Here is a 13159-nt window from a genome sequence, read left to right as displayed (position 1 = left end):
TGGACTTTGGTCCATTGTAGGAAACAAAATGGAATACGACAAAATAAACATAAAAACACAACTTAACAAAACACAACTACACAAACTGCTAGAAGAACAATACAAAATATTTAACAACAAACATAGCATAAGCGAATCTCTGCCAGATCCTCTTGGAGTAGCAAGGGAATTTTCTAGCGATAAAGTTGCCCTATTTTGTGCATTGTTTGCATATGGTAATGTTAGAGCTATTTTAAAATTCCTAAAATCATCTCCACTAACAGAGCTACAAAACAACAAAATAGATAAAAATCAGCAATACAAAGTATATAGATTCCAAACTGCAAATGATGTAGAAATATTCATAAAAGCTCTTTGTAAAATAGATAATTTGCATGATATTTTTTATAAAGCATATAAAAAAGATTCAACTCTTAGCGGGATTAAAGCTATGCAAGAGGCAATATACAAAAATATAAGCATACAAAGTGATGGATTAAAATTTTTAATAGGAAATACGGATAGTAGCTCTCCACTAAAGAGATGGAATATGTTTTTAAGATGGTTAGTTAGAAATGATAATGTAGATTTAGGCAGATGGAGCGATGTAAAAAAGAGTGATTTAATATTACCACTTGATGTGCATACATTCAAAATTTCACAAAAATTAGGAATCTTAAAGAGAAAAACATATGATATAAAAGCAGCATTAGAAGCAACAAACACACTAAGAGAGTTTGATTCTAATGATCCAGTAAAATATGACTTTGCACTATATAGAATAGGACAGCTAGGACTTTTAGAATCCTAACTATTGCTTCATACCCAAAAGAGTGGTTATCATCTCATCAATAGCAGTTACCATTTTTGCGTTTGCACCATAACCACTTTGGAATCTAATCAAATTTACAAGCTCATCATCGATTGATACTTCAGATTCCATTTTATACTCATTTTGCACAGCTACATACACAGCTTGTTTGGTTTGCATAGTTGTTTGTGTAGCTTCAGTCTCTGATGCAACTCTTGATGCTATAAAATTAAAAAATCCACTAATAGTCTCTGAATATTCCTCTCCGCCATGTCCATTAAATGTGATTTTGTCGTATTGTAATTGTTGCATCATATTTGCAATATCAAAGTTACCACCAACTGGTTCTTTATAAGACCTAATTAATGTAGGATCACTCTTATAAGGCTCTGCTAACTCTATAGTCTGTGCATCTCTGCCACCTAAGAATCTATTCACGCCCAATGCACCGGCAAAATTTGTCCCTTTATCTTGTATTGATATATATAACTCCATGCTAGGATTCTTAGGTGATATTTCAAATTGTTTTGTATGATTGTTAAATGTCGCTACAAACATATCATCAAAGTCATTTGTCGCATCACCATCACCATTATCATCTACATTTGCATTTAGTTGAGCGATAACATCATTCATAGTGGTATCTATATCAATCTTTACCGTTCTAGTGCCCATTGCCTCGCCATCTTTGTTGTATATCACAACATCAAAAGAGCCTCTTTTTACATTATAACCACTATTAATTAGTGCATCACCTGCGTTTATAGTTAGCTGATCACTTTGAGCACCCGGTCTTGCACTTTGTGCATAAATATTATTTGTAGCTTCTATAAATCCATTTGCAAATGTATCAAGGTCATTAATATAATTTTGTAACTTACCAAGATTCCCATTACAACCAATCATTTCATCGCTTCGTATCAAATCCAAAATAGCACCTATCTTGCCACCTGTAAGATCATTTGTCAAATTAAACTCTTTATGATCCCCTCTTAGATACTTAATGGTATACATTCCATTTGGGCTTTGCGTATTATCTAGTGTTAATGGGTGAAATGTAGAACCATCAACCAATGCTCTACCACCAACTGTTAGCGTATAATCATCATCAAAATCTGCAATGCCCTTATCAGTAGCTGCACTACCTTCGATATTTTGTTTAAATACATCACAACCTATTAGATTATTTAATTCATACTCATATTGGTCTCTTAAATCACGCAAGTCATTAGCTTTTTTATTCATATCTTTGCGTTCATATTCTGCGATTTGCTTATTTATTGTTGCTATTTGCTCACCTAATCTATTTACCTCTTTTACCGCAACAGCCATTTCTTCATTTAGCTTTTTTTGCAAATCAACAAGTCTATTTCTAGTGTCCTGTATGTTTTGAGTTAGAGTATTTGTGTGTTCTGCTAATGTATTTTTTAACGCTGGATCACCTGATTTTGTAGCTAGTGATTTCCAAGCATTAAAGTAATTTTGTAAATCATTATACACACCAACACCATCAATTTCTGGATAAAAAGATGAAGCCTCTCTTAATGCCTTAAAACTAGTATCATAATAAGTCTTATCCATAGAGGCTTGTTTATATCTTGAATAAGTATATTCATTATGCACACGTTCTACAGTTACAATATCAAGTCCCTGTCCTAGTGCGTAGTTTTGCCTCCATAGCGGAGTTTCTGCTGCACTTCTTACTACTTGCCTTGAATAAAAACTATTATTAGCATTTGCAATATTATTACTCACCGTATCAACCATCACTTGATGACCGGTGATTCCTGTATATGGAGTATTTAAAGATGATAAGATTCCGCCCATGTTGCAACCTTACACTTCAGCTGCAAGTAAAGATGAGCTACCAAGATGACTTTTCTTATAGCCCCTCTCCTCTACTGGCACTATGTTTTTTAGCATAGAATCATATAGCTCAGAAACCGCTAATGACATTCTTCCAAAACGATAATTAAGTTGTTTTAATTCTGATAATCTATCATGTAATTCTGCAGTAAATTCACTAGCACCTTCGCCTAATAACTTTTGCTTATCTTCATATGTTAAATCCGCGATAGTAGCATTTGGATAGTATTGCTTTAGCTTATCTTCAATGCTCTTAGCATAGGCGTCTTTTTTTCTTATAAAGGAGGTTGTTAGCTCCTCTTTATGTTGGATTCTACTAAATATAGCGTCATTGTTTGCTACTAAAATATCATCTATATCTTGTTGGGTTATAGCTATTAGAGCTTTTACATCCTCTAATGCATCTTGTAAGAGTTGCAAAGACATTGGAATAACTCCTATTTTTAAGGTTTTATTCCTTAGCTAAGCAAATCTTGTGCCATCTTTTCAGCACTCCCCCTTAAGTCAATTTTATAACTACCATCAGCTATTGCTTTTTTAATATCATCTACTCTTGAGCTACCCTTTGTGCTATCAGCCTTTTTTTCAGAATCTGATTGTTCAACCCTTCCATTTTGTTGAACATTATTCTTGTTATTAGCCTGATTTACAGCACTTGAGAAGCTAGAATTGCTCATCAAATTGCTAATCATAATCTATCTCCTTAATAAATTACTTAAACACTATATCGACATTTTTACAAAAAACTTAACTAAAAAGATTCTCTTACACTCTTTGAAACATCTTGTAAAAATTTTTCTGTATCGTTCTTTGGTTGTGGCGTGTATTTGCTTTGAGTGTGCAATGATACATTTGGACCACCTATCTTTATTGTATAAAGAATTACAAAAAGCATAAAATATACAAATAAACCAAATCCAATTGAAGGTATAAACCAATCTTTCACCACAAATCCTTAAGCAATTTACAAACAAATATATCACAAAAATACTTATCATAAATTTATATTTAGTCCTAAAACCACTTAATTTATGCTACAATTTAGGCTTTTATGTCCAAAATTATCTCAAGGCTTTTTGATATGAATAAATTTTTATCTTTTACATGCGGTATTTTAATGTCTCTGTTTTTTGCAAATCAAACTCTATTTGCTGCCTCACTTAGTGAATCAAAATGGGAAAATGGACAAACACTACTTACATTTTTTGAAAAAAATAAAATTCCACAAAAGGTATATTACAATCTCCCAGTAGAAGATAAAGAATTAGCCGATGAAATAATGAGCGGACAGACATTCTACACACTACATGATGGTAACACACTAATCCAAGCACTAATACCAATAAACGAAGATTTGCAACTGCATATCTTTAAAAAAGGCGATACATATGGAATGCAGAGCATACCAGTAGCTCATTTTAGCGAGACTATGGAAGTATCATTGCCAATAGAATCTTCAGTCTATGAAGATATTACAAAATACACTGGAGATAATTTACTAGCGTCATATTTTATTTCAGGCTTTAGAAGTAGTGTTGATTTTAAAAGACAGATTCAAAAAGACAATAAAATAGCAATAATATATGAAAGAAAATACAGACTAGGCAAATATTATGGAAGTCCAAATATAAAAGCTGCAACAATTAACCTTAAAGACGAAAACAAATACATAATAAAGCACCAAGACGGCAACTTCTACGACCTAAAAGGAAATAGCCTAAGCAAATATCTACTAACCGTTCCACTAACATATAAACGAATCTCTTCTCACTTCTCATCTGGGAGAAAGCACCCAATACTAGGATACAAAAGACCGCACTTAGGCACTGACTATGCAGCCCCAAGACATACACCAATATATGCTGCAGGCAAAGGAAAAGTAATATTTGCAGGCAAAAAAGGCGGATATGGAAATACCGTAATAATCCAACATGATGATGGATACAGAACTCTATATGGACATATGCACAAAATAGATAAAAGCATAAAGACAGGAATGTATGTAGCACAAGGTAGAAAAATAGGAAGTGTCGGAAGCACAGGACTTAGCACAGGACCTCACTTGCACTTTGGATTATACAAAAATGGTAATGCAGTAAATCCTCAAAAATACTTAAAAATAGCCACCTCAAAACTAAAAGAAAAAGAAAAAGAAGAATTTTTAGTTATTGCAAATTCATATAAAAACAAACTTGATAGCAATATAGCTAATAACACAACAAGCGAAATCTTTAAAAGCAAAGATACATCATATGTGGTATATCTAAATCAAAACAATAGCTCAAATAGTATAAACTAAAATGAAACCAAAAAATATAACAGACATAAAGTTTGATAAATGCGAGGATTCTAAGTATATAAATCCAATAAGAATGATTTTCAAAGATAATGGCAAGAGAAGAGTATGGGATATTATAGAAGTCCATAATAGTGTTGCAACACTTCTATACCACAAAGATAAAGATTCATTTATTTTTGTAAAACAATTTAGACCTGCTGTGTATTTAAAAGAACACAGAGATTCTACGCACCAAGAATGCGGATATACATATGAGCTATGTGCTGGGCTAATGGATAAAGAAAAGTCAGCCAAACAAACCGCAAAAGAAGAAATCCTAGAAGAATGCGGATATGATGTAAAGCTAGATAACATAAATGAAATCACAGAATTTTACACTGCGGTTGGTTTTGCTGGAAGCAAACAGGTGCTATTTTATGCAATTATTGATGATGGCATGAAGGTTAATAATGGTGGCGGAATCGATGATGAAAATATAGAAATTATTTTTATAAAGAAGCAAGAAGTAAGAAATTTTATATTTGATAAATCATATCCTAAGACTTCTGGAGCGATGTTTGCTGTGCTATGGTTTTTGGAGAATGTAAAATGACTGAATTAAAAACATTAGTAAAAAAATTAGACGAGATAAAAGAAGTTTGGCAAATATATGAAATCTTTGAAAGTGAGAAAAAGAAATTCAACGAAGAATTTGAAAAACTAAAAGAAGACAAAGAGCAAATAATTGAAACATTTAACGAAATTTCTGCAAAAAATGCAATGTTACTTGCACAAAATAAAGAATTAGAAGAAAAAAACAAAGAACTAGAATCTCTAATTACACAAAAAGAAAATGATATAAATAATGCTCCAACACAACCAATAATCAAAGATCAAACAATAAATATCAAAGCACTAGAAAAAATCCAAAACAGCATACAAACAACACTAAATAGTATAAAAATAGAACTACCAGGCGAAATAATCACAGAACAAAAACTAGAAATATCATATAAACAACACCAAAAGCTTCTAGCAAACCCTGCAAAACCTTATGTGAAGCTTGAATTAGCACAAAATTTATATGACCAACTAAAAATATTTCAGACAATGCTAAAAACTTTACAAAAAATTTCAGAATCTCTAAGAGAAGAAATTTCACAAATCAAAAATGTCTAAAAAAATCTTCATCTCTGCTATTGAATATTCAGCCAATATACACGCATTAAAACTAATACAATCACTAAAAGATTCAAACCTAGATTTTGAAATTTTCGGAATCTTTGATGAAAAAATAATAAACAAAAAAAGCCAATTCTCACCAAATGACTTTAGAATTATGGGTTTTAGTGGGATTATAAAGCTAATACCAAAATATTTTAAAATAAAAAACCAACTAACAAACCTAGCAACAAAGTGTGATGTCGCTATCTTTATAGATTCCTCATCATTTAATATACCTATTATAAAAAACATGCAAAATAAAACAAATACAAAAATAATATACTACATACTCCCACAAGTATGGGCGTGGAAAAGATATAGAGCAAAACTTTTAAGCAAACTATGTGATGAGCTATGGGGGATAATACCTTTTGAAAAAGACTATTATCCACAAGATTCAAATATATCCTATGTAGGACATCCTCTCTTAGATGAAATACCATACTCAAATACAAATAAACAAAATACAAACAAAATAGCTCTAATGCCCGGCTCACGCAAAGGAGAAATCAAAAACTTGTTTTCAATTTTTAAAGAAGTAAGCCAAAAGATTCCAAACAAAAAGTTTATACTAATTGCCCCAAAAAGCTTCCAAAATAGAGATTTAAACAAAATATATGGAGAAATAGACAATATAGAAATATCATTTGATCCATATACTGCATTAAAAGAATGTGAGTTTGCCTTTGTATGTAGCGGAACTGCAACGCTAGAGACGACACTTTTAGGGATTCCTACGATATTAGCATATAAGACTAGAGTGCTTGATTTTTTAATTGCCAGATCATTAGTAAAGCTCAAATTTGTAGGATTGGCAAATATTTTTTTAAGCTATAAATATCATAAAAGCATAAACAACACAAACATACAAGCACCAATACACCCTGAATTCTTGCAGTTTTTTGATGCACAATGCTTACTTGATGCTTATTATAATTTTGACTATGATAAATTTTTTAAAGAAAAAGAATCTTTAATTAGTTATTTAGAACATGGTAGTGCAAAAATATGCACAAATAAATTACAAAATTTTTATAAAAATAAGTAGTGTTTTAAATGTATATTAGTATAATTAATGAATCTTGCTATGGAGAATTATCGTGCAACCTATGACACAATATGGCTATGATAAGTTATTAGCCGAATTAAAAAATCTAAAAGAAATAGAAAGACCAAAAAACATTAGAGAAATAGATGAAGCTAGAGAACATGGAGATTTAAAAGAAAATGCTGAATATCATGCAGCAAGAGAGCGACAACTATTCTTAGACGCTAGAATTAACGAGTTAACACAACTAGTAGCAGAAGCTAGGGTAATAGATCCAAAAACAATATCACATGATAAAGTAGGCTTTGGCTCAACTATTATACTAGAAGACATGGACACAGAAGCAAAAGTTAGCTACACGATAGTAGGTGCTACTGAAAGCAACCCAGATAAAGGACTAATCTCATATCACTCACCACTAGCAAAACAACTAATAGGCAAAGTAGCCGGCGATGAGATAAGCGTTACTCTCCCAAAAGGCACAATAGACTATGAAATTATAGAAGTATGCTTTAGAGAAATAAACTTTTAAGGGATTGCATGGCTACAATAAAAATAAAGCAATTAGACAAAAACGCAACAATGCCAATCTATCAAAGCGAAGGTGCAGCGGGATTTGATTTGTGTTCTAGCGTTGATATTACAATAAAAGCAGGTAAATGGGCTTTAATAAAAACTGGACTATCTTTTAGCTTTAGCAAAAAATATGAGGTTCAAATAAGACCTAGAAGCGGACTTGCACTAAAACATGGTATTACTATTCTTAATACTCCCGGCACAATAGATAGTGATTATCGTGGCGAGATTCAAGTAATTGCCATTAATTTAGGTGATGAAGACTTTGAAGTAAAAGCTGGTGATAGAATCGCACAAGCAGTCTTATGTAAAGTAAAAAGAGCAAAATTAAAAGAAACAAAATTTCTAAGCAGAACAAAGCGTGGTAGTGGTGGCTTTGGTAGCACAGGAATATAAGGAGAATAATTTGGACTTTAAAAAAGGTTTAGGATACATAAAAGAAGAAATAGATAGCAATGAAAAGATGTTAGAAGGTGTATTTAGGCTAGAGAGCATTTTAAAAAAATACAAAATGCCTCTAATAGCAATAATTGTGGCAACAATAGTATTTACGATAGGATATACTGCAAACTCATATTATAAAGAAAACAAACAGCAAGAACTATCTAGTTTATATACCTTAGCATTACAGGAAAACAAAGAAGCAATAGCAAAACTAGAAGAATCGAAAAGCAGTCTATATGATTTATATCTCTTTCAAAAAGCAGTAAAAGAAGGTGATACAGAGATATTAAATAAATTAAAAGATTCCAAAGTTGCTATATTGGCAAAATTTGCAGAATATCAAAGTGCAAGTCTAGACAAAAACAAAACAGAGCTAGAAAATAGTACCATTGACTTTGCAAAACTGCAATTAGCGCTACTAAATATACAAGAAAAAAATACAAATGAAGCAAAGACTATTCTAGAGCAAATACCAGATGATTCATTTGTGAAAGAAATTGCAAAAGAACTAGAACATTTAAGCATAAAAGGAGAAACAAATGCAACTAAGTAAAATCACATTAATAATCATGCTAGGTGCAATTTTAAGCGGTTGTGGTTCGAAGTTTTACTTTGAGCCAAAAGAAGAAGAAATAGCAGGTGAAGTAGCATATATGGGTAGTTTGCCTGATGATATTATTTCTGTTACAAGAAATGGTGCAACGCTTGATAATAGACAATTTATCACAAAATACTCACAAGTTCCAAATGTAGTATTACCAGAAGGTGCAAGGTATCTAAACCAATCAGAAGAATATTATATAGCAAGCACGGGTGATAATAAGCTATTTTTATTTCACAAAGATACTAGAAAGGCTTTATTTGTACATTTAGAAGGTAATCCCGTAAGTGCATCAATAGATAAGAATCTAATAGTAGCAATTTTTGATAACAACACATTTGTAATATATGATTTAGAACAAGAAAAAGTTATTTATAAACTAGATAGTGCCCCAGCACCTACAAACAACACTCTAATTGCTTCTCCATATTTCTTAGGAGACATTATAGTTGTGCCTACTTTAGATGGCAAGCTTGTAATAGTTGATAGAAACAAAATGCAAATAATAAGAAATATAGTTGTAAATGGTGAAAAACACTTCAATAATGTAATATTCCTAGAAGCTATAAACAATAGAATGGTAGCCGCTACTCCAAAGAGAGTAATATCTGTAAGTCCAACGGTTATTAATACATTTGATGCAAACTTAAAAGATGTTTTATTCTTTAGCGATAGAATCTTTTTATTCACTTCAGAAGGTGAGGTAATCCTAACCGATGTGGATTTAAATGAAATAAAAAGGTTAAAATTCCCGTTTGCTCACTTCACTGCTGCAAATCATGGACAACATATTATGGTTTTGGAGACTAGAGGATATTTAATTATCCTAGAAGATGATTTATCAGATTATAAAATATTAAAATTACCTGATGCCATAGATGTTCCTGTATTTTCTGGCACAGATAGAATCTTCGTTGGCGATCAAGTATTTGAAATCAAATAGGTTTAAAAATGATTCTATGCGATATTGGCAATTCATTTTTGCACTTTTATTATCGCGGTAGAATCTGGAAAGAATCAAAAGATAAGCTATCACAAAAAGACGCTAATGAAATTATAATTTTCATAAGCGTCAATGAGCAATCAACACAATCTCTCCTGCACTCACACCCTAGATGTTTTGACCTTACCCCACTTTTAAGCATTGATACTACATACAAGGGCTTAGGTATAGATAGAATTGCAGCATGCAATGCAATAAAAGATGGTGTAATAGTAGATGCAGGAAGTGCAATTACAATTGATATTATGCAAGATGGAATCCATCTTGGTGGCTATATAATGCCCGGTTTAGCACAATATAGAAAGCTATTTAGTGCCATTTCTGTGCTTGATTGCGATTTAAACTTAGCAATAGATTTGGATATGTTTCCACAAAACACTAGAGATGCAGTTAGCTTTGGGACACTAAAGTCAATAATATTAATGATAAAAAATACTTCCAAAAACAAAAAAATATACTTCACCGGTGGAGATGGCAAGTTTTTATCTAGATTCTTTAAAGATTGTATTTATGATGATTTATTAATTTTCAAAGGAATGCAAAACACAATCGAATCAAAAATAATAAACAAAGGTGTAACGCTATGATTAAAGTCGCACTCCCAAAAGGCAGGATAGGAACACAAGCTTTAGAAATTTTTGAATCTCTAACACAAGAAAAACTAGAATTTGAAGATAGAAAACTAATTTTACAAACAAAAAATTTCACATTTATGCTAATAAGAAACCAAGATATACCCATATATATAGAAAGACAAGTCGCAGATATAGGCATAGTTGGGCTAGATGTATTAGAAGAACAACAAAGACATATAATAAGACTGCTTGATTTGGAGTTTGGCAAATGCAAAATAATAATAGGTTCTCCAAAAGATTCAAAACTAGACTTCTCAAAGCCGAATCTAAAAATAGCCACAAAAATGGAAAATATAGCAAAATCATACTTTGCTAAAAAGGCACTAAGTGTTGATATTATCAAACTATATGGCTCTATTGAATTAGCACCACTTGTAAATTTAGCCGATGGAATCGTAGATATTGTTGAGACTGGTAGCACCATAGAGCAAAATAATCTAAAAATAGATGAAGTAATAATGGAGGTTAGCGCATATTTAGTAGCAAATGAAAATAGCTTTTATACAAAAAAGGACGAAATACTAAAAATACAAGAATTTTTCAAACCAAATTAATCTATCTCTTTTTTAATCCCGCTCCAAGTGCATTATCTAAAAGTGTAGCTCTATTTGGATTTTCTACTTTAAAATATCTTTCAACCTCTAAAATTAGCTTTGCATTTACATGCTTATGAGCACTCAAAACAACAACAAACTCCAAATCAAAATCGCTAATCTCACCCATATATCTATGATAGTGTGCTTTTGCAATTTTAGAATACTCCTCTAAGGCAGATAAGCTATTGTTAGAATCCTTTACTAACTCCAAAATCTCATGTGCTGAATAATCTTTTATAATTGTCTGTTTCTTAGAAGTTTTGGTATGCAAAAATGCAAAAACAAGCCAAACAAACAACAATAAAATAACAAATAAAATAATAAAAACTACCAAATAATCACCACTTTGCATACAAATATTATAGTTATTTTTTTATTTAATTACTATACTTTTGTAGCTATAATCAAAAAATACAATTAAGGAGATTCTATGAAAACAATGTTTGAACAAAAAGTGAAGGAAATACAAAACAAAAACGACTACAAAGCACCACTAGCCTTTGGTATATGCTATGCTGATGTTGGGATTTTAAGCAATAAAGTATTACAAGCTACATACCCTGTGCTAAACTGGGGAGAAAACTTCGGAAGCTATGCAATATTTTGGAATCTAAAAGATAAATGCGAAATATTAGAAAATAGTGATAGTGAGCTTGTATTTGGTATCACTGAAGAGTTTGTGCTTGAAGCGTTAGAGACTTTTGCACCATATATAAAAGAAACACAAGAAAATCCAAACTCACACAAAAATGTAGCTGTAATACTAGAGCTACAAAGAGCGTTAAACGATGGGAGATTATATACACAAACTGGAGATTTTAGATATAGATTTTGTGCAATATATAAAGATGAAGTGTGCAAAAGCGTAGAATCTGCATATATGAAGCTTCTAGCCCTATCTTTAGGTAAAGCTCCACTAAGAAGTCTGCAACTAGATGGAATCTTTGGGTTACTAAGCAATGTAGCATGGAGCGGAAACACACCATTTGAACTAGAATGGCTAAGAGAAAATGAAATCTCTCTAAAAATGCGTGGCGAATTTCCAATTATAGACTTTGTAGATAAATTCCCAAGATACCTAATGCAAGTAATCCCTCAATATGACAATATAAGGTTACTTGATACAGCAAAAACTCGCTTTGGTGCATATCTTGGAACTGGTGGTTATACACAAATGCCGGGTGCTAGTTATGTTAATTTCAACGCTGGTGCAATGGGTGCTTGTATGAATGAAGGAAGAATCTCATCTAGTGTAATTGTAGGTGAAGGCAGTGATGTAGGTGGAGGTGCTAGTATTTTAGGAGTGCTAAGCGGTGGTAATAATGATCCAATAAGCATAGGCAAAAATTGTCTTTTAGGCGTAAATAGCTCTACTGGAATTAGTCTAGGAGATGGTTGTATTGTAGATGGAGGGATTGCAATACTAGCTGGGACAATATTTAAAATCACAAAAGAAGAAGCAGAAAAAATAAAAGAAATAAACCCAAACTTTGAGATAAAAGAAGAAGGAATCTATAAAGGAAGAGAATTATCAGGGAAAAATGGGATACACTTTAGATGTAATTCAAAAACAGGCGAAATGATAGCATTCCGCTCGAATCGCAAAATCGAGCTAAATGCAAATTTACACTAAAGAGTGATACTATCTTGGCTAAGGAGTGCTTCTAGTATATCCTTAGCATTACCAACCTCACCTACTTGCAATTTATCTCTAAGATTAAAAAAATCTAAACAGGTCCCACAAGAAAATATCTTAACTCCTATATTATGTAATTCTTTTAAAGAATAAATTGCATTTTCATTTGTAGTACTTAGAAATACAGCGCGATTTATGAGAAAAATATTACTTGGCACAATATCACACTCTTTAACATTGGATATTACACCAAGCAAAAGTTTCTCTCCTAATTCCCCTCTCTCTCCTATCACATCATCTTTTAATAGAATATTAGTATTTTTTCTTATTGATGTCATTTAAAATCTCCTGTGCTATATTATTAACTTCTTGAGCTACGCTACTAGTATCATTAGCAACAATTACATTATCTTGTGTTACAGATTCTAATTGAGCTACTGCTTCATTTATTTGAGTTACACC

18 protein-coding genes are annotated in these 13159 nt (G+C 31.8%); 12 read left to right on the top strand and 6 right to left on the bottom strand.

The window, feature by feature from the left end; all coding sequences use genetic code 11:
* Positions 1-28 precede the first annotated feature (28 nt).
* Positions 29-790, top strand: coding sequence for a TIGR02757 family protein (locus tag PF022_RS06110; RefSeq protein WP_271020579.1), 762 nt, complete (start codon positions 29-31; stop codon positions 788-790).
* Here PF022_RS06110 and flgK read toward each other — a convergent pair whose 3' ends face one another.
* The 4 genes from flgK to PF022_RS06090 are packed head-to-tail and all read right to left on the bottom strand — an operon-like array spanning position 791 to position 3602.
* Positions 791-2617: a flagellar hook-associated protein FlgK gene (gene flgK / locus PF022_RS06105; protein ID WP_271020578.1), complete on the bottom strand. Its 1827-nt coding sequence runs from the start codon at positions 2615-2617 to the stop codon at positions 791-793.
* Positions 2618-2626: 9 nt separating this feature from the next.
* Positions 2627-3082, bottom strand: a complete 456-nt coding sequence (locus PF022_RS06100) for a hypothetical protein (protein ID WP_271020577.1) — start codon at positions 3080-3082, stop codon at positions 2627-2629.
* Positions 3083-3114: 32 nt separating this feature from the next.
* Complete coding sequence (locus PF022_RS06095; RefSeq protein WP_271020576.1) at positions 3115-3348, bottom strand: flagellar biosynthesis anti-sigma factor FlgM; 234 nt, start codon at positions 3346-3348, stop codon at positions 3115-3117.
* 59 nt (positions 3349-3407) lie between these two features.
* The gene (locus PF022_RS06090; protein WP_271023189.1) at positions 3408-3602 is read right to left on the bottom strand and encodes a hypothetical protein; all 195 of its coding nucleotides are present in this window, start codon (positions 3600-3602) and stop codon (positions 3408-3410) included.
* A 135-nt stretch (positions 3603-3737) separates the two neighbouring features.
* Between PF022_RS06090 and PF022_RS06085 the strand changes: the two genes are divergently transcribed.
* From PF022_RS06085 to hisG, 10 genes are all read left to right on the top strand, one after another.
* On the top strand, positions 3738-4955 hold the full coding sequence (locus PF022_RS06085; RefSeq protein ID WP_271023186.1) for a peptidoglycan DD-metalloendopeptidase family protein: 1218 nt from the start codon (positions 3738-3740) through the stop codon (positions 4953-4955).
* Between the two features lies 1 nt (position 4956).
* On the top strand, positions 4957-5547 hold the full coding sequence (locus PF022_RS06080) for an NUDIX domain-containing protein (protein ID WP_271023183.1): 591 nt from the start codon (positions 4957-4959) through the stop codon (positions 5545-5547).
* Positions 5544-6113: a hypothetical protein gene (locus PF022_RS06075; RefSeq protein ID WP_271023180.1), complete on the top strand. Its 570-nt coding sequence runs from the start codon at positions 5544-5546 to the stop codon at positions 6111-6113. Before PF022_RS06080 ends, PF022_RS06075 begins: the two co-directional genes overlap by 4 nt.
* On the top strand, positions 6106-7206 hold the full coding sequence (lpxB, locus tag PF022_RS06070) for a lipid-A-disaccharide synthase (protein ID WP_271020571.1): 1101 nt from the start codon (positions 6106-6108) through the stop codon (positions 7204-7206). Before PF022_RS06075 ends, lpxB begins: the two co-directional genes overlap by 8 nt.
* Positions 7207-7267: 61 nt before the next feature.
* Positions 7268-7738, top strand: a complete 471-nt coding sequence (gene greA, locus PF022_RS06065; protein WP_271020987.1) for a transcription elongation factor GreA — start codon at positions 7268-7270, stop codon at positions 7736-7738.
* Positions 7739-7746: 8 nt separating this feature from the next.
* Entirely contained in the window at positions 7747-8178 is a 432-nt protein-coding gene (dut, locus tag PF022_RS06060) for a dUTP diphosphatase (RefSeq protein WP_271020570.1), read from the top strand.
* Positions 8179-8188: 10 nt separating this feature from the next.
* Positions 8189-8779, top strand: coding sequence for a tetratricopeptide repeat protein (locus PF022_RS06055; RefSeq protein WP_271020569.1), 591 nt, complete (start codon positions 8189-8191; stop codon positions 8777-8779).
* Complete coding sequence (locus PF022_RS06050; RefSeq protein ID WP_271020568.1) at positions 8766-9770, top strand: hypothetical protein; 1005 nt, start codon at positions 8766-8768, stop codon at positions 9768-9770. The genes PF022_RS06055 and PF022_RS06050 overlap by 14 nt, the downstream gene beginning before the upstream one ends.
* An 8-nt stretch (positions 9771-9778) precedes the next feature.
* Positions 9779-10417 (top strand): type III pantothenate kinase, encoded by a 639-nt coding sequence (locus tag PF022_RS06045; protein WP_271020567.1) that lies wholly within the window; start codon positions 9779-9781, stop codon positions 10415-10417.
* Positions 10414-11019 carry an ATP phosphoribosyltransferase gene (gene hisG, locus PF022_RS06040; RefSeq protein WP_271020566.1) on the top strand — a complete coding sequence of 202 codons (606 nt, stop codon included), beginning with the start codon at positions 10414-10416 and terminating at the stop codon, positions 11017-11019. The genes PF022_RS06045 and hisG overlap by 4 nt, the downstream gene beginning before the upstream one ends.
* A 1-nt stretch (position 11020) precedes the next feature.
* Here the strand turns inward: hisG and PF022_RS06035 are convergent, their stop codons facing one another.
* Positions 11021-11395: a hypothetical protein gene (locus tag PF022_RS06035; RefSeq protein WP_271020565.1), complete on the bottom strand. Its 375-nt coding sequence runs from the start codon at positions 11393-11395 to the stop codon at positions 11021-11023.
* Positions 11396-11491: 96 nt separating this feature from the next.
* Between PF022_RS06035 and PF022_RS06030 the strand changes: the two genes are divergently transcribed.
* A complete protein-coding gene (locus tag PF022_RS06030) occupies positions 11492-12694 on the top strand; it encodes a 2,3,4,5-tetrahydropyridine-2,6-carboxylate N-succinyltransferase (RefSeq protein WP_271023178.1) in 1203 nt (400 codons plus the stop codon).
* On the opposite strand, the gene yedF is transcribed toward PF022_RS06030, so the two are convergent.
* Positions 12691-13035 (bottom strand): sulfurtransferase-like selenium metabolism protein YedF, encoded by a 345-nt coding sequence (gene yedF, locus PF022_RS06025; protein ID WP_271020563.1) that lies wholly within the window; start codon positions 13033-13035, stop codon positions 12691-12693. The two genes, PF022_RS06030 and yedF, sit on opposite strands and share 4 nt — an antisense overlap.
* Between the last annotated feature and the right edge of the window lie 124 nt (positions 13036-13159).

This window comes from Helicobacter sp. WB40 (genome assembly GCF_027859275.1).
GTDB classification, from domain to species: domain Bacteria; phylum Campylobacterota; class Campylobacteria; order Campylobacterales; family Helicobacteraceae; genus Helicobacter_D; species Helicobacter_D ibis.
This window is presented reverse-complemented; position numbering and strand designations above follow the sequence as displayed.